The following is a 16604-nucleotide window of genomic DNA, read 5'->3' on the forward strand; positions in this document are numbered from 1 at the left end:
ACACGGACTTTGCGAACGTAGCCAGAACGCCCGCTTCGTGAAGTGACCGCTGCCACGAAAAGGCCCTTTCAGGGCGATATGTGAGCAGAGCAACAGGTCCTGGTGGGCGCAGAATGAGATCAGGGAGACGTGACCGGGCCCGGGAGGCGTCATGAGCACATCAGGCGAGTCCAGGGTGTCCGGGCTGGAGGTCCGGTCCATCGACTACGTGCCCCTGGACGAGCGGCACGGCAAGCTCTGGCACCTGGGTCCGCTGTGGTTCATGTCCAACGCGACGATCGCCACCCTGGCGGTGGGGCTGATCAGCATCACCGAGGGCGGCAACCTGCTCTGGTCGCTGCTGGCCATCGTCGCCGGCACCGTCATCGGCACCTTCTTCATGGCCTTCCACTCGGCCCAGGGCCCCCAGCTCGGCCTGCCGCAGATGATCCAGTCGCGGCCCCAGTTCGGCTACGTCGGCGCCCTCCTGGTGTGGCTCTTCGCCTACGTGCAGTACGCGGGATTCAACGTCTTCAACAGCATCCTCGCCGCCGAGGCCCTGCACACCACGCTGCACGGAGGCGTCAAGCTGTGGGTGGTCGTGGTCACCGCGGTCGCGCTGGTCGTCGCGCTGGTGGGCTACGACATCATCCACAAGGCCGAACGCTTCCTGACCTACACCTTCCTCGTCGTCTTCGGCGTCTTCACCGTCGGTGTCCTGGTCTCCCTGCACTATCCGGCGGGCTCCTTCGACCTCGGCGGCTTCCGGTGGACCCCGTTCCTCGCCCAGTTCGGCGTGGTCGCCGGCTACCAGATCAGCTGGGCCATCTACGTCTCGGACTACTCCCGCTACCTGCCGCCGGACGTGACGGTCCGCAAGACCTTCTACTGGACCTACTTCGGCTCCGCGCTCGGCGGCATCTGGCTGATGGTGCTCGGCGCACTGCTGGCCGCCTGGGCCGGCAAGGACTTCGAGACGATCCGGTCCATCAACGCCGCCGGCGACATGGTGTTCGACGGGTTCGGCGCGATCGTGCTGCTCTTCGCCTCCCTGGGGCTCATCTCCGTCACCGCGCTGAACATGTACGGCGGTTCACTGACCCTCATCAGCGGCCTGGACTCCATCCGGCGGGTGCGGCCCACCCTGGGCGTACGGCTGGTGACCATCGGGCTGACCGCGGCGCTCTCGCTGGTCGGCGCGCTCGCCGCGACCGCCCACTTCCTCGAGAACTTCAACGACTTCCTGCTGCTGGTGCTCTACCTGTTCATCCCGTGGACCGCGGTGAACCTCATGGACTACTACGTCGTGCGCCGCGGCCACTACGCCATCGCGGAGATCTTCAACCCGCGCGGCATCTACGGCCGTTGGGGGTGGCACGGCATCATCGCCTATCTGGTCGGCTTCGCCGTCATGGTCCCGTTCTTCTCCGTCGGGAAGCTGTTCGTCGGTCCCGCCGCCGAAGCGCTCGGCGGAGCCGACATCTCCCTGTTCATCGGGCTGCCGGTCTCCGCGCTCCTGTACTGGTGGCTGACGCGCTCCGTCGACGTGGAGGCCGAGACCCGCCTGGCCGAGGCCGAGGCGGAGGCTCTGGAACGGGCGGCACACGAACACCGCGAGCCCTGAGGGTCCGCGCCTCGGGGTGGAAGGCTTCGGTCGCCGCGATTATCTACCTGCGCGACGCAGGAGAATCAGGGTATGTTTCTGCGTGGCGCAACCAGTGTGCCGCGCAGTGTTCGCCGCGCGCCGCCCGCGCCCACCCCTGGAACCCGATTCCCTTTCCCGAGGAGCCCCGTCATGCTCACCATCGCTGTCACCGGTGCGACCGGCGCCCAGGGCGGTGCCACCGCCCGCGCGCTGCTCACGGCCGGACACCATGTCCGCGCCCTCACCCGTGACCCGGCCGCACCGACGGCCGAGGCCCTGCGCCGGCTCGGCGCCGACGTCCGCCGCGCCGACTTCGACGACCGCCCCTCCCTGGACGCGGCCCTCGCCGGCGCCGACTCCCTCTTCGCGGTGACGACCCCGTTCGGCACGGACACCGCGACCGAGGTGCGCCAGGGCAGGACCCTGCTGGACGCGGCGGCGGACGCCCGTCTCGGGCACATCGTGTTCACCTCGGCGGCGCACGCCGACCGCCGCACGGGCATACCGCACTACGACAGCAAGGCCGAGATCGAGCGCGCCTTGCGGACGACGGGCGTTGCCTGGACGGTCGTGGCCCCGGCGGCCTTCATGGACAACTTCGCCTCCGGCTGGACGCTGGAGGGCCTGCGCGAGAACACCTTCGCCTGGCCCATGGCGGCCGACCGCCCCCTGACGCTCATCCCCGCCGAGGACATCGGCGCCTTCGCGGCCCTGGCCCTGACACGCCGCGCGGAGTTCAGCGGCCGCCGGATCGACATCGCCTCCGACGAACTCACCGCCGCCGGGATCGCCGCGGTGCTGACCGCCGTCACCGGCCTCCCGGTCGGGCACCACGAGGTGCCCCTGGCCCAGGTCCGCACCCATTCGCACGACCTCGCGGCGATGTTCGAATACTTCGGCACCACCGGCCTCGACGTCGACGTCGCCGCCCTGCGCCGCGCCCATGCCGAGGTCGGCTGGCACACCTTCGCCGACTGGGCCGCCGTCCAGGACTGGCCGGCCCTGCTCGCCGCGCCCGCCCGCGCCTCCTGAGCGCGAGCCTCACTCCTCGTGGGACGGCATCCAGTGGTGCTCGCAGAACCAGCGGCCGAACAGTGCGCCCCCGTACACGACGAAACCCACCCCGATCAGCCAGGACTCGACCACCAGCACCGTCCCCACCGCCCCGTAGTTCAGCGCGTTGGTGACGATGAGCGGGGTGAAGACGAGGTACGAGAAGACGCGCAGCCCGGCCAGACCCGCGACGGTGGCGATCGCGCCCGGCAGCAGGCGGCGCCAGTTGACCTGCCCGCCCAGCAGGAAGCGCTGACCCCACCAGAAGAACAGCACCCCGCTCAGCACGGACACCACGATCCGCGCCGTCCCGTGCAGCGCCGGGCGGGTCTGCACCTCCTGGTAGAGGTAGCCGGTCAGCACCACGAGCCAGGTCGCCTGCCGCCACACCCGGTGCCAGGGGCCGGCCGCGAGACCCCAGACGCGCTCGTAGCCGTTCTGCACACTGCCGGCGAACGACACCCCGAACACGGCCAGCAGCACCAGGCTCAGCACGCTGGTGGTGCCGATGACCTTGCGCGGCGGACTGATGATGCCGGTGAGCGCGTCGGCGGACTGGCCGGACAGGCCCATGCCGTCGGTGAGCCAGGACGCGAAACCTCCCCGGACCAGCGGATCGCCGGCGGCGACCACGATGAGCAGCGGGGCGAGCGTGACCAGGGACAGCGTGGCGAACCCCATCGCCCGGTGCATCAGTTCCAGATCCCGCCCGCGGCGGAACAGCGCGCGCACACCGAGCCACTCCCACGCGCGGTGGAGGCCGCGCCGCCACTGCCTCACGGGTCCCTCCCGTGCTCGCCGCACCCGGGCTCGTCGCCGACGGCCGTGATGTCGCCCCTGGAGCGGGCGGCACCGGTCGAGCCCCTGGTGCCATGATCCGACGAAAGGAGCCGGCCCGCTCGGTCCCCTCCGGTGGGCAGCACGCTCGGCGCCGGCTGCCGGGTCCCCGTGGCCGAGGGGAGTACACCGGGCGGACGCGCCGGGAGCCGTGGGCCCAGCAGGTCCGCGGGCGTCGTCAGCCGTGCGTCTCCCGCACCGTGGTGGTCACGCGTACGAGGGAGGGCCTGCGGGGAGTGGAGCCGAAACCGAAGCGCACCGGCGGTGCGACCGGCGCGAGCGCGCCCAGCTCCCGGCCCTCGAACGTGGCCGTCGCCGAGGTCAGGGCGCGCAGATCGTGGGCCCCGTACCACTCGCGTCTGCCCCCGCCGGCGCTCCCGCGCGTGCGTACGCCCATCAGCAGACGGGCGAGCGGATCCGTCACCGCCGTCCAGGCAGGTGACGCGGCCAGCGCACCCGGTACGGCCCTCAGCAGCAGCCCGGTTGCTCCGCGCCGCCCGACGGTGAAACGCAGCCGGAGCAGCGGTCCGGCCTCGACCGTCCAGCAGCGGTCTTCGTCGTGCACCCGTACGGGCACGACCCGCACCTCGTCGAAGGTGTAGGTACTGCTGATGAACCGCGCCGTCCGCGAGGTGGGGGCCAGCAGCAGCCGGTGGCCGTCGGCCCGTTCGAGCATCACGTCGCTGAACGGGCCGAAGGGCGAGCGGACCCAGTGCCCGACCACCAGACGGGTCCCGGACGACGTCCCGACCCCCGCGATCCAGCCGTCGAAGCGCAGCGGAGCGGGCCGGGCCCGGTTCCGGGCGCGGCCGCTCATCGGCGCGGGCCGGGCGGGAACGGCGTCATCGGGCGGGGGTGGTCCGTCCCGGCGTCCGCTAGACCGTTCCGCTCTCGGCGATCGTGACCTTCGCGCTCGGCGTGCCGCTGCGGCTGCCCAGCGACTCGATGCGCTTCACCAGGTCCTGGCCCTCGACGACCTCACCGAAGACGACGTGCTTGCCGTCGAGCCAGTCGGTGACGACTGTGGTGACGAAGAACTGCGAGCCATTGGTGTTCCGGCCCGCGTTCGCCATGCTCAGCAGGTACGGACGGTCGTGCTTGAGGTCGAAATTCTCGTCCGCGAACTTCTCGCCGTAGATGCTCTTGCCACCGGTGCCGTCGCCCCGGGTGAAGTCGCCGCCCTGCAGCATGAACTGCGGGATGACGCGGTGGAACGAGGAACCGGCGTAGCCGAAGCCGTTCTGGCCGGTGGCCAGCTCGCGGAAGTTCCTGGCGGTCTTGGGGACCACGTCGTCGAACAGCTTGAAGACGATCCGGCCGGCCGGCTCGTCGTTGATCGTGATGTCGAAGTACACGTTGTCACTCATGGCGATCAACCTACCGTCGAGCGGCGTCCCGGCGCGCGGAAGGGTCCGCCTGGACGCCGGTGTCGTAGCCGGCGGCCGAGGCGACTCGGACTGCCGGCGCCTGAGGGAACCCTACCGGAACACGCGCCGTGGCATGATCGCCCCGGACGGATCCGGTGGGGGAGAGGAGGCCGTCGTGGCCGAGGGCTGGACCTGGGACGAGACCCTGTTCGCCGGCACGGCGGTCCACTACGAGCGCGGCCGGCTGCCCTACGCCCCGGCCCTGGTGCCGCGGCCGGCCGAGGTGCTCGCACTGGACGGGACCGGACGGCTCCTGGACGTGGGATGCGGACCCGGCCCGCTGACGCTGCCCCTGTCGCACCTGTTCGCCGAGGTGGTCGGCGTGGACCCCGACCCCGGGATGATCGCCGAGGCCGCACGCCGGGCCGCCGGCGGGGAGGCGGCCGGAAAGGTCCGGTGGGAACGGCTGCGGGCCGAGGACCTGCCGGCGGGCCTCGGGACGTTCACCGTCGCGGCCTTCGCCCAGTCCTCCCACTGGATGGACCGCGACCCGGTGGCGGCCGCCGTGCACCGGATGCTCGTGCCCGGCGGGGCCCTGCTGCGCGTGTCGGACCTGAAGAGCGAACGGCGTGGCGTCGAGGGCCTGCCGTATCCGGCGGTGCCCCACCCGGCCGTCGTCGAACTGGTCAAGGACTACCTGGGCCCGGTCCGCCGAGCCGGGCGCGGGGTGCTGCCGCGCGGCACTCCCAGCGGTGAGGCGGCGGTGCTGGCCCGGGCCGGGTTCCTCGGGCCCGAACGGCATGTGGTGCCCGGCGGGCAGGCGCTGGAACGCGAGGTGGACGACGTCGTCGCAGGGGTCCTCTCCCTGTCGTCCTCGGCGCCCGGGCTCTTCGGCGAGCGCCTCGGAGCCTTCGAGGCCGACCTGCGGGGGCTGCTGTGGTCCCGGTCGCCCGAAGGCCGCCTCTCCGCGCGTGTACCCGGTACCGAGGTCTTCGTCTGGCGCACGCCAGGATCGGACAGGCCCTCTCGATGAACGCGCCATGCACGCGGTTCGTACGCGAAACGTGCGTTTGACGCTAGGGTTCGGGGCAGGAGGTGCCGCATGTCCGAGCTGTTCGACGCCATCGACGCACTGGTCGCGTCCCGGGCTCCGCTGCCGTCGCCGGCCGAACGCAGGAGGCTGCGCCATGCCCACGGCCTCACTCTGGACGAGGTGGCCACCGCGCTGCGGGTACGGCGGGCGACCGTCAGCGGCTGGGAAGCGGGCCGGACCGAACCCCGCCCCCCGGAACGCGACGCCTACGCCCGCCTGCTGAGGCAACTCGCCGAGCTCTACCCCGCCGACGCTGCGGACACCGGGGGCCTGGCGGGCCCCGCGGGGGCCACGGATGCCGAGGGACCGGAGGGTGCTGCCGGGACCGGGCGCGCGCATGCCGGGGGGCCCGAAGCCGCTGCCGGGACTGGGCCCACGCATGCCGGCGGGCCCAAGGGTGCCGCCTATCGCGGGGCCGACACCGCGCCGGGCTCCAGCGGTGTGCCCGCGCCCGCTGCCACCGCGGTCGCCGCCGGGAGGAGGACTGCCTCAACGCCTCGACCCGCCGATGGTCATGGGGCCGCTGCCGAGTCCGACACCGTCGTCAGCCCCGATTCAGCCGCCGCTCCCGCTCCCGCTCCCGTCCCCCGTACCGCCCCGGCGCCCGAGTCCGCCGCGCCCCGTCGGCCCGGCGCCCCGGCCCCGGCGTCCCGTGCCACCGGCGTGCCCCGGCCGGCCGGGGGTGCGCCCCGGTCACCGGTGCCGGGGAGCGGGGCGGCGACGCGGCCCGGGGTGAAGAGGGAAGCACGCTCCGCGCCCGGCGCCGATCCCTACGCGCACGGGCCGCTGCTCGTGATCGATGCCGGTGAGGACCGGAAGGTGACCGGATACGGGGTCGGGGGCCTCGTCGTCGACGTGCCCGCCAAGTCGCTGCCCTCGCTGGTCGAATGGACGCTGGCGGAGGCCCGGCTCGGGGCCGCGCGGCTGCACGGCTCGGGCAAGGACGCCGACCCGCTCCTGGTGCTCACCGGGGCCGCGTGCCGGCGGTACGGGCTGCCGGCGACGCTGTCCCAGGAGGAGCGGCTCGCCGGGCGCCTCCCGGACGGGCACAAGGTGCTCGGGCAGCTCGACCGCGCCGACTGGCGGCTCACCAAACGGGGTTTCGGCCCCTGGGCGCGGATCTACCGCCCCGCCCAGGGCGGCCGCAGGCAGTGCGTTCAGCTCTGCCTGCCGTCCTGGGGGGCGCTCGACCCCCGGTCCTGGCGCCACGCCGCCGAGCTCGAACCGGCGGAACTGGCCCGCGTCCTCGGCACCTACGCGCGGCGGGTGATGACACCGCGCGGCTCCACCGCCGTGACCGGTCTGGAGCTGATGACCGCGCTGAACCCGCCCACCCGGGCCAGTGAACCCGACGCGGACGGCAGGCGGCACAAGGAACACCGGCCCGGCTCGCTCGGCGAGGACCCCGTCGGCTGCGCCCCGTGCGAGGCGCCCGACGGGCATCCGCTGCTCGCCGGGCTGCCCCGATTCCACCAGCGCGGCCCCGACGAGATGCTGTTCGAGGAGGCGTACGACTGGGCCCGTGAGCTGACCGACGACGAGTGCATGCGGCGCCACCTGGTCGGCATCGACGTCAACCTCGCCTTCGGCGCCGCCGCCAACGGCGCGGTCGTCGGACTCGCGGCGCCCCCTGTGCACGTCACCGACCCGGAGTTCGACCCCGCGCTGCCCGGCTCCTGGCTGGTCGACCTCTCGCACGTCGACCTCTCCCACGTCCTGGTGGCCAGGCAATGGCGGCGGCTGGCGGGCGAGTTGCTGCCCAGCCCCTTCACACCGTCCGGCGAACGCCCGGCCGGCCCCGCCTGGTACGCCACGCCGACCGTGGCGTACGCGGTGGAACTCGGCTACGAGGTCGCCCCGCTCGAAGCCTGGGTGCGCCACGACAAGGGCAGATTCCTGGACCCCTGGTACAAGCGGCTCCGGGACGCCTACGTCGGCACCATGGCGGACCTGGGCGTGGCCGAGAAGCTGCCCCCGGAGCGGTTCCTGTCCGCGATGGACGGCTGCAAGGAGCGCGACCCGGAGCTGGCCATCGTTCTGGACGCCGTCAAGTCCACCGTGAAGGGCGGCATCGGCAAGCTGCGCGAACGGGCGCGCGGCGGCGGCTGGAAACCGGGACAGGCGTGGCCCGCCCTCGCGCGGCCCACCTGGCGCCCCGACATCCGCGCCGCCGTCATCTCCCGCGCCCGCGTCAACATGCACCGCAAGATGCTCGCCCTGGCCGCGGCCACCGGACGCTACCCGGTGGCGGTCCTGTCCGACTGCGCCGTGTACGCGGCCGACGGCCCCTCACCGCTGGACGTCCTGCCCTACGACGCCGACGGGAAGACGGTGCCCGGCGGCTTCCGGCTCGGGGTGTCCCCGGGCATGGTCAAGCACGAGGGCACCCGGACCACCCTGTGGGCGGAGGAAGTACGCGAGAAGTACGGCACGAACCTCAACCTCGCCCGCTACATCAAGACGGGCGAGGTCACCGCCCACGACGACGGAGAGTAGGGGAGGGAAACCGATGGACACGGTCGGGGAAGGGCTCGACAAGGCGGTGCGCGGCGCGTTCACCCGCCCCCTCCCCAAGTCCGCGGGGGCCAGGATGCGTTACCTGGTCCGGCAGCACCGGGGCAGCACCGGACGGGTCGCCGAACTGCTCGGCATCACCCAGCGCACCGTCGAACGGTATGTGAAGGACCAGATCCGGCATCCGAGGCCGGACCTCGCGCAGCGCATGGAGCGCGAGGTCGCCAGACGCTGGCAGCCCCAGATCCGCGCCAGGGCGAGGCGGACCGCGGCCACCAGCACCGGCATCGTCATCGACACCCGCGCGCGGTTCGGGTACACGGCCGCTCCCGGCTCGACGGACGACGCCCGGCTGCGCCACCTCACCCTGGCCCTGCCCCCGAGGCACGCCGCCCGCCTCTTCGAGGCGCAGGAGGCGGGGGCCGGCGAGGACCGGCTGCGGGAGATCGCCGCGGAGGCACTGGGCGAGGTCTACTTCCGCGACAGCGGCCGCCGCGCCCACGGCCTCGAGGTGGAGTTCACCGACCTCGAACACGTGGAGTTCGACCTGTAGCCCCGCCCGCCGCCTCCGCGCGCCGGGGGCCTAGGGGTACGACACCACCGTGGACGGTGTCGTCGACGTGCCCGAGGTCGGGCCCCCCGTCTCGTTGATGACGTGCTCGTACTGCCCGTTGCCGCCGAGCGAGACGACCAGCAGGTCGTGGAACTTCACGCCGGGTCGGTCAGGCGCGGAGAAGCCGTGGTGCTGCACGATGCCCGGGTCGACGTTGTAGTAGCAGTAGCTGCCCAGGCCCCAGCCCTCGTGCGCGGTGACGTTGTCGCCGACCTTGTAGGCCGCGTAGCCCTTGATGTTGCCGTTCTGCACGGCGGCCTGGTTCGGGGCGTCGTACGCCTTCTCGTTCTGGAAGAAGATCGTGCGGCCCCGCTGGCCGTTCCACTGCACGTCGTACTTGTTGAAATGCTCCACGAACAGCCCGGTGCAGAGCACGTCGTCGCCGTTGACCACCACGCCGTAGTCGGCACGGTTGGTCTCCCAGCCGACGCCGGTGCCGTGGTCGGCGCGCCACACCCAGGTGTGGTCGACGATGGTGTGCCGGTTGTTGATCACCATGCTGGTGGTCGCCTTGCCGGCACCCGCGCCGCCGATGCGCACGAAGACGTCCTGCACCGTGGTCGGGTTGGCCGAGTGGTCCTTGGCGGCACCCGCCGGACCGATCTCCAGCAGCGTCCGGGAGTTGACCGGCCCGGCGTCGACGAGGAACCCGGCCAGCCGCACGCCGTCGACGTCGGCGACCTCCAGGGCCGTGCTCCCGTTGTCGGGCACGATCGTGGCGTAACCGAGGCCCAGGACCACGGTGTTCGGGCGGTCGACCTGGATCGGCCGGTCCACGTGGTAGACGCCGGGCGTCAGCAGCAGGTGCAGGCCCTGCGCGAGCGCCTGGTTGAGGGTGGCCGCGCTGACGCCCGGCTTGGCGACGTAGAACCGCGACAGCGGCACGCTCGTGCCCCTCGGCGTGCCGTTGCCCCAGGTCACCCCGCGGGCGTTCGTCCGCTTCTCCGGCAGGAAGACCCGGAACTCGCTGCCGCTGACGTACAGGAACGGCTTCTCGCGGGAGACCGGGGTGGTGTCCAGCGTGGTGTACACCGGGTTCGGGAAGCCCTGTGCCGGTGCGCCCTGGACGCCGGAGAACACCATGTTCCACACGCCGTTGAGCCAGTTCCCGATGACGCTGTCGCGGGTGTACCACTGCTGCTGCGAGTAGGGCCCGACCTGGCCGTCGATCCGGCTGTCCGCGATGTAGCCGCCGCTCGCCCAGCCGTAGCCGGAGGGCGCGAGGTCGAGACCGCCCCGTACGTGCATCCGGCGGAACGGCGCCGCCTGGGCGACCGCCCACCGGTTGGTGCCGTTCGCGGGGACGAGGGCCAGATTCTCCGCCGAACGCCAGAAGTTCTGCGTGGCGTTGCCGTTGAACCAGCCCGCGTCGACCGTCACGTCACCGTTGATGGTCGTGTCGTCGGGGGACAGACCCAGGCCCGCGATGGAGGTGTAGAAGCCGATCTGGGCGTTGAGGCCGTTGTACGTGCCGGGCTTGAACAGCAGCGCGTAGCGGCCGGTGCCGAACTGGGCCGACTCCTGCTTCGCGAAGACCTCGTCCAGCCTGGCCTGGATGCCGGGCGTCGCCGGGTCGAAGACGAGCACGTTCGGGCCGAGGTCGCCGCCACCGGGCAGGGCGCGCGGGGACCTGCGGCGCCCGGTCGCGGCGCCGGCCGGGGCGGCCGCACCGGCCAGCACCGGGACGGCCGCCGCCGCGGCGCCCAGAACGGTCCGGCGGCCGACGGACGGCGAGGACGGCGATGAAGGGGAGGTGGGGGAGGAGGGGGGCATGCGCGGCTCTCCTGGTTCAGGAAGTGAACGATGCGGGGCATGGGAGCGCTCTCTCGACGTTGGATGCTTCATTGGCGTGAACGATGCGTCAAGAGTTACGACGGGATTTCCCTACAGGGCTGCTGAGTGACCGTCACATCCCCACCCATGGCTTCGAGAAGTGAGCGAACGGGCATCATTGATCCTTTGACCGATCCCCTTGACACCTCTCGTCACCGCCCCAACACTCCAGCGGTGGGAGAGCGCTCTCCCGATCCGTACGACCTTCAGCCCCCACCTCCCTGCGAGGAGTCCGTATGTCACGGAGATCGAAGATCCTCTCGGGCGCGCTCATCACCTCCGCCCTGCTGCTGACCCCGCTCGGCCTCGGCGGAGTCGCCGCGTCCTCCACGCCCTCCGAGGCCGTCGTGCACACCGGGCACACGATGGCGCTGTCCACCGCCTCCTCACCCGAGGACCCCGACGGCGACGGCTACATCCCCGCGAACCCCCCGGTCACCGGCGTCACCCCGTCGACGCAGAACCCCCCGCACCGCTACTTCCACGAGTTCCAGGCCAACTGCTCGGTCAGCCACACCAGGCCGGACGACCCGATCGTCTATCCGCAGCAGCCCGGCAAGTCCCACGACCACACGTTCATGGGCAACACCACCACGAACGCGAGCAGTACCACCGCGACCCTGAGCGCGGGCGGCACCACCTGCAAGGCCCCCGGTGACCTCTCCGGCTACTGGATGCCCACCCTCTACAACGGGGACAAGCCGGTCCTGCCGGCCGGACCGCAGGTCATCTACTACAAGGCCGGCGTCACCGACTACACCAGCGTCCGGCCCTTCCCCAAGGGGCTGCGGTTCGTCGTCGGCAGCCCCATGCAGAGCGCCGACGAGTTCCGCCGCCACCCCGGCTTCGTCGAGGGCTGGGAGTGCGGTGACAGCTTCTTCAACACCGAGTTCCCGGCGAGCTGCCCCTCCCGGCCCGACGTCCAGCTCAACATCCGCTTCCAGGCACCCAGTTGCTGGGACGGCAGGTACCTGGACACCCCCGACCACAAGAGCCACATGTCCTACCCGGTGGTGAAGCCCGGCACCAACGACAACATCTGCCCCGCCGGCCATCCGGTGGCGCTGCCGATGATCGAGTTCAAGATGGCGTTCCCGGTCAACGGCGACATGTCGAAGGTGCGGCTGGCCAGCGGCCCCGGCCACAGCTTCCACTACGACTTCTTCAACGCCTGGGACGACCGCACGCTCAAGGCGCTGACCGACCACTGCGTCGTCGGCGGACTCCAGTGCGACGCCCGCGGCTTCGACGAGACGCACCCGGAAGCGGGCGCGGCCCTCGGCACCGACTACCGCCTCCCCTAGGGCCTCTCGTCTGGATCAGGCCGGCCTGATCCAGACGAAAGACCCTGCCCCCTCACACACCGGAAGACCCCACACCATGACCCCACCACCCCGCACCCGCGCGCGCCGCCTCGCCGCGCCCCTCACCGCCGGCGTGCTGACCGTCGGCGCCCTCACCGCCCTGCCGGCCGCGCAGGCCCACGCGGCCGGCAGCGTCGTCAAGGTGACCGGCACCCAGGGCGACTGGCAGCTGACCGTCGACGGAAAGCCGTACCAGATCAAGGGCCTGACCTGGGGCCCGTCCACGGCGGACGCCGACAGGTACCTGCCCGACCTGAAGTCGATGGGCGTCAACACCATCCGCACCTGGGGGACCGACGCCTCCAGCAAGCCGCTGTTCGACTCCGCCGCCGCGCACGGAGTCAAGGTCATCGCCGGGTTCTGGCTGCAGCCCGGCGGCGGACCGGGCAGCGGAGGCTGCGTGAACTACCTGACGGACACCGCCTACAAGAACCAGATGCTGGACGAGTTCCCCAAGTGGGTCCGGACCTACAAGGACAACCCCGGTGTCCTCATGTGGGACGTCGGCAACGAGTCGGTGCTCGGCCTGCAGAACTGCTACGGCGGAGCCGAGCTGGAACGGCAGCGCGACGCCTACACCTCCTTCGTGAACGACGTGGCGAAACGGATCCACGCCGTCGACCCCGGCCACCCGGTGACCTCCACCGACGCCTGGGCCGGCGCCTGGCCGTACTTCAAGAGGAACGCACCCGACCTCGACCTGTACGCCGTCAACTCCTACAACGCGGTCTGCGACGTCGAATCCGCCTGGGAGAAGGGTGGTTACACCAAGCCGTACATCATCACCGAGACCGGACCGGCCGGTGAGTGGGAGGTGCCCGACGACGCCAACGGGGTGCCCCTGGAGCCGGGGGACCGCGCCAAGGCCGACGGGTACACCCGGGCCTGGGGCTGCGTCACCGGGCACCGGGGAGTCGCCCTCGGCGCCACGATGTTTCACTACGGCACCGAGTACGACTTCGGCGGCATCTGGTTCAACCTGCTGCCCGCCGGCCAGAAGCGGCTGTCGTACTACGCGGTCAAGCGGGCCTACGGCGGCGACACCTCCCACGACAACACCCCGCCGGTCGTCTCCGACCTGACCGTCGAGGGCGACGCGGGCCGGGTGCAGGCGGGCCGCGACCTGATCCTCGCCGTGCGGGCCACCGACCCGGACGGGGACGCGCTCTCCTACGAGGTCCTGGACAACAGCATGTACATCGACAAGGGCAAGGACCTCACCCCGCTGCCCCTCACCGACCTCGGCGGCGGCCGCCTCAGGGTCACCGCGCCCGACCGGCCCGGCGTATGGAAGGTGTACGTCAAGGTGACCGACGGCCACGGCAACGTCGGCGTCGAGACCCGGTCCGTCCGGGTCGTCCCGCCCACCCCGAGCGGCACGAACCTCGCCCTCGGCAAGCCCGCCACCGCCTCCTCGTACCAGCCGGGTTACGGCGACTGCCCGTGCCCGGCCGCCAACGCGGTCGACGGGAACCAGAACACCCGCTGGGCGAGCGACTGGAGCGATCCGCAGTGGCTCCAGGTCGACCTCGGCACCCGCACCTCGTTCCGGCACGTCCAGTTGGTCTGGGAGGCCTCGTACGCGAAGGCCTACACCGTGCAGACCTCGGACGACGGGCGGAACTGGCGCACCGTGCGCACCGTGACGGACGGCAACGGCGGCGTGGACGACTTCGACGTCTCCGGAACCGGCCGCTACGTGCGCGTCAACGGCACCGCGCGCGGCACCGGCTACGGCTACTCGCTGTACGAGTTCGGCGTCTACGGCTGACCCGGTCGGCCGGCGGAAGGAGGGGGTGAGGATGGCCGACGAGGACGAACTCGACCGGCTGCTCGACAAGCTGACCCTGCGGACCGCGGTCCGTCTGCTGACCGGCGCCACCACCTGGCGCACGGCGGCCGAACCCTGCGTGGGACTGGGCCAGTTGGTACTGTCGGACGGCCCGGCGGGGGTACGCGGGGAGGGCTGGGACGAGCGCGACACCGCCGTCCTGCTGCCCTCGGCCACCGCGCTCGCCGCCACTTGGGACGAACCGCTGGTAGAGGAACTCGGCGGCCTCCTCGCCTCGGAGGCCCGGCGCAAGGGCGTGCACGTCGTCCTCGCCCCGAACCTCAATCTGCACCGCAGCCCCCTGGCCGGGCGGCACTTCGAGTGCTTCTCGGAGGACCCGCTGCTGACCGCCCGGACCGGGGCCGCCCTGATCCGCGGCATCCAGGCACACGGAGTCGCCGCCACGGCCAAGCACTTCGTGGCGAACGACGCCGAGACGGACCGGCTGACCGTCGACGCGTCGATCGACGAGCGGACGCTGCGCGAGGTCCACCTCGCGCCCTTCGAGGCGGCGGTGGCGGCGGGCGTCCGGCTGGTGATGGCCGGGTACAACCGCGTGAACGGCACGACCATGACCGCGCACGAACTCCTGACCACGCCGTTGAAGGACGAGTGGGGGTTCGACGGCGTCGTCGTCTCCGACTGGGGCGCGGTGCGCGGCACCCTCGACACCGCCCGCGCCGGTCTCGACCTTCAGATGCCCGGCCCGGCGGGGGAGTGGGGCGAGTCACTGGCCCGGGCCGTGGAGGCGGGCGAGGTCGAGGAGCGGGCCGTGGCCGGCAAGGTGCGCCGGCTGCTGCGTCTCGCCGCCTGGTGCGGCGTCCTCGGCGGCCCGGACCGCCCGGCCCGGCCGCTGCCGCGGTCCCGGCAGGCGCGGGTCCTGGCCCGGCGGGCGGTCGCGGCCGGGGCCGTACTGCTGGCCAACCGGGGCGTCCTGCCCCTGGACCCGGGACGCCTCGGCAGGGTCGCCGTCATCGGCGCTCCCGCGGCCCGCACCCGCACCCAGGGCGGCGGCAGCGCCGGCGTCTTCCCCCAGGACGAGGTCCCACTGCTGGACGGCATCCGGGCCGGTCTGCGCGGCCGGGCCCGGGTCGTCCACGTACCCGGACCGGCCCCGGACGGGCCGCCCCCGCCCCTGGACATGACCCTCGCCGCCGACCCGCGCACCGCCACCCCCGGTGTGCTGCTCCGCGTCCTGGACGCCTCCGGTGCCGAGCTGTACGCCGGGCACCGGCGCGGCGGACGGCAGCCGGAGCCACCGCTGCCACCCGGCGCGCACACCGTGGAGATCAGCGCACGGCTGCACCCCCGCACCTCCGGTTCCTGGCGGATCGGCATCGCCGGATTCGGTCGCCTCAGCCTGCACCTCGACGGACTCCCGCTGCTGGACGGCGAGTTCGCAGCCACGACCGACGACCCGGCCGTCATCCATGTGAATCCGCCCACCCAGGTCGTCACGGCGCGACTGACCCGCGGTACGACTCCGATGCTGGTCGCCCGACGGGAACTCGCCCCCGGCACCGGCCGGGCCACCGTCGTCGGCGCCGAACCCCCCGCGCCGGACGCCGCCGAGGCCCTCGCGGCCGCGTCCCGGGCGGCGCGCGCGGCGGACGTGGCGGTGGTGGTGGTCGGCACCGGCGAGCAGCAGGAGTCCGAGGGGCGCGACCGCACGCACCTCGGTCTCGGCCCGGAACAGGACGCCCTGGTCCGCGCGGTCGCCCGGGCCAACCCGCGCACGGTGGCCGTCGTCAACAGCGGCGGCCCGGTGGAACTGCCCTGGCGGGACGACGTCGGCGCGCTGCTGCTCGCCTGGTTCCCCGGCCAGGAGGCCGGCGGTGGCCTGGCCGACGTACTGCTCGGCCGGACCGAGCCCGGCGGGCGGCTGCCCACCACCTGGCCCGCCGCGCTTACCGACGCCCCCGTCACCCGCACCCGGCCGGACGCCGGCCGCTTCTCCTACGACGAGGGCGTGCACGTCGGCCACCGCGGCTGGCTCCGCGCCCGGCGCGCCCCCGCGTACTGGTTCGGGCACGGACTCGGCTACACCACGTGGGAGTACGAGGAACTGTCGGGCCCGGAGCGGACGCCGGCCGGGGCGGACCTCACCGTACGGGTGCGGCTGCGCAACACCGGCACGCGCGCCGGACGGGAGGTCGTGCAGATCTACCTCGCCCGCTCCCGCCCCACCACCGTCGGCCACCCGGAACGATGGCTCGCCGGCTGGACGGCGGTACGGGCCCGGCCCGGGGAGAGCGCCGTCGCACAGGTGCGGATCCCGGCGCGCGCCCTGTGCCACTGGGACGTCCGCGCGAAGGCCTGGCGGACGGAACCCGGACCCTGCCGGATACTCGCCGGACGCTCGGCGGGAGACCTGCCCCTGAGCCTGGAGGTGGACGTGCTCGACCGGGTCTGAGCGCCCACGCGGTGGTATGGAGAGCGCTCTACCCGCGCCGGCCGCCGGGCCGTTAGGGTGCG

Annotated in this window: 12 protein-coding genes; 8 read left to right on the plus strand and 4 right to left on the minus strand. The window is 72.6% G+C overall.

Annotation, left to right across the window (positions count from 1 at the left end; all coding sequences use genetic code 11):
• Nucleotides 1-151: 151 nt before the first annotated feature.
• The gene (locus AB0924_RS15345; protein ID WP_358934010.1) at nucleotides 152-1603 is read left to right on the plus strand and encodes a cytosine permease; all 1452 of its coding nucleotides are present in this window, start codon (nucleotides 152-154) and stop codon (nucleotides 1601-1603) included.
• A gap of 171 nt (nucleotides 1604-1774) precedes the next feature.
• Nucleotides 1775-2656, plus strand: a complete 882-nt coding sequence (locus tag AB0924_RS15350; protein ID WP_358934012.1) for an NmrA/HSCARG family protein — start codon at nucleotides 1775-1777, stop codon at nucleotides 2654-2656.
• Between the two features lie 9 nt (nucleotides 2657-2665).
• Here AB0924_RS15350 and AB0924_RS15355 read toward each other — a convergent pair whose 3' ends face one another.
• The 3 genes from AB0924_RS15355 to AB0924_RS15365 form a co-directional block, all read right to left on the minus strand.
• Nucleotides 2666-3457 carry a ribonuclease BN gene (locus tag AB0924_RS15355; RefSeq protein WP_358934014.1) on the minus strand — a complete coding sequence of 264 codons (792 nt, stop codon included), beginning with the start codon at nucleotides 3455-3457 and terminating at the stop codon, nucleotides 2666-2668.
• Nucleotides 3458-3692: 235 nt separating this feature from the next.
• Nucleotides 3693-4331, minus strand: a complete 639-nt coding sequence (locus AB0924_RS15360; RefSeq protein WP_366911626.1) for a hypothetical protein — start codon at nucleotides 4329-4331, stop codon at nucleotides 3693-3695.
• A 58-nt stretch (nucleotides 4332-4389) separates the two neighbouring features.
• Entirely contained in the window at nucleotides 4390-4881 is a 492-nt protein-coding gene (locus AB0924_RS15365) for a peptidylprolyl isomerase (protein ID WP_358934018.1), read from the minus strand.
• A 133-nt stretch (nucleotides 4882-5014) separates the two neighbouring features.
• Between AB0924_RS15365 and AB0924_RS15370 the strand changes: the two genes are divergently transcribed.
• From AB0924_RS15370 to AB0924_RS15380, 3 genes are all read left to right on the plus strand, one after another.
• Nucleotides 5015-5914, plus strand: coding sequence for a class I SAM-dependent methyltransferase (locus tag AB0924_RS15370; RefSeq protein WP_366911627.1), 900 nt, complete (start codon nucleotides 5015-5017; stop codon nucleotides 5912-5914).
• A gap of 69 nt (nucleotides 5915-5983) precedes the next feature.
• Nucleotides 5984-8470, plus strand: a complete 2487-nt coding sequence (locus AB0924_RS15375) for a helix-turn-helix domain-containing protein (protein ID WP_366911629.1) — start codon at nucleotides 5984-5986, stop codon at nucleotides 8468-8470.
• A gap of 13 nt (nucleotides 8471-8483) precedes the next feature.
• The gene (locus AB0924_RS15380; protein WP_358934024.1) at nucleotides 8484-9041 is read left to right on the plus strand and encodes an XRE family transcriptional regulator; all 558 of its coding nucleotides are present in this window, start codon (nucleotides 8484-8486) and stop codon (nucleotides 9039-9041) included.
• Nucleotides 9042-9071: 30 nt separating this feature from the next.
• Here AB0924_RS15380 and AB0924_RS15385 read toward each other — a convergent pair whose 3' ends face one another.
• Nucleotides 9072-10874 (minus strand): coagulation factor 5/8 type domain-containing protein, encoded by a 1803-nt coding sequence (locus tag AB0924_RS15385; RefSeq protein ID WP_366911630.1) that lies wholly within the window; start codon nucleotides 10872-10874, stop codon nucleotides 9072-9074.
• Nucleotides 10875-11170: 296 nt separating this feature from the next.
• On the opposite strand from AB0924_RS15385, the gene AB0924_RS15390 reads away from it, so the two are divergent.
• The 3 genes from AB0924_RS15390 to AB0924_RS15400 all read left to right on the plus strand — a co-directional run bounded on the left by AB0924_RS15390 (nucleotide 11171) and on the right by AB0924_RS15400 (nucleotide 16542).
• Nucleotides 11171-12238 carry a DUF1996 domain-containing protein gene (locus AB0924_RS15390; RefSeq protein ID WP_358934028.1) on the plus strand — a complete coding sequence of 356 codons (1068 nt, stop codon included), beginning with the start codon at nucleotides 11171-11173 and terminating at the stop codon, nucleotides 12236-12238.
• 76 nt (nucleotides 12239-12314) lie between these two features.
• Complete coding sequence (locus AB0924_RS15395) at nucleotides 12315-14069, plus strand: discoidin domain-containing protein (RefSeq protein ID WP_366911631.1); 1755 nt, start codon at nucleotides 12315-12317, stop codon at nucleotides 14067-14069.
• 31 nt (nucleotides 14070-14100) lie between these two features.
• On the plus strand, nucleotides 14101-16542 hold the full coding sequence (locus AB0924_RS15400) for a glycoside hydrolase family 3 C-terminal domain-containing protein (RefSeq protein ID WP_366911632.1): 2442 nt from the start codon (nucleotides 14101-14103) through the stop codon (nucleotides 16540-16542).
• Nucleotides 16543-16604: the final 62 nt, after the last annotated feature.

The organism is Streptomyces sp. NPDC047869 (genome assembly GCF_040704065.1).
GTDB lineage: Bacteria > Actinomycetota > Actinomycetes > Streptomycetales > Streptomycetaceae > Streptomyces.

Excerpts from the sequence above, each read along its gene's own strand:
- AB0924_RS15365 (WP_358934018.1), bottom strand. The coding sequence starts at position 4,881 with ATGAGTGACAACGTGTACTTCGACATCACGATCAACGACGAGCCGGCC.
- AB0924_RS15370 (WP_366911627.1), top strand. The coding sequence starts at position 5,015 with ATGATCGCCCCGGACGGATCCGGTGGGGGAGAGGAGGCCGTCGTGGCC.
- AB0924_RS15395 (WP_366911631.1), top strand. The coding sequence starts at position 12,315 with ATGACCCCACCACCCCGCACCCGCGCGCGCCGCCTCGCCGCGCCCCTC.
- AB0924_RS15360 (WP_366911626.1), bottom strand. The coding sequence starts at position 4,331 with ATGAGCGGCCGCGCCCGGAACCGGGCCCGGCCCGCTCCGCTGCGCTTC.
- AB0924_RS15350 (WP_358934012.1), top strand. The coding sequence starts at position 1,775 with ATGCTCACCATCGCTGTCACCGGTGCGACCGGCGCCCAGGGCGGTGCC.
- AB0924_RS15345 (WP_358934010.1), top strand. The coding sequence starts at position 152 with ATGAGCACATCAGGCGAGTCCAGGGTGTCCGGGCTGGAGGTCCGGTCC.
- AB0924_RS15375 (WP_366911629.1), top strand. The coding sequence starts at position 5,984 with ATGTCCGAGCTGTTCGACGCCATCGACGCACTGGTCGCGTCCCGGGCT.
- AB0924_RS15390 (WP_358934028.1), top strand. The coding sequence starts at position 11,171 with ATGTCACGGAGATCGAAGATCCTCTCGGGCGCGCTCATCACCTCCGCC.
- AB0924_RS15400 (WP_366911632.1), top strand. The coding sequence starts at position 14,101 with ATGGCCGACGAGGACGAACTCGACCGGCTGCTCGACAAGCTGACCCTG.
- AB0924_RS15385 (WP_366911630.1), bottom strand. The coding sequence starts at position 10,874 with ATGCCCCCCTCCTCCCCCACCTCCCCTTCATCGCCGTCCTCGCCGTCC.
- AB0924_RS15380 (WP_358934024.1), top strand. The coding sequence starts at position 8,484 with ATGGACACGGTCGGGGAAGGGCTCGACAAGGCGGTGCGCGGCGCGTTC.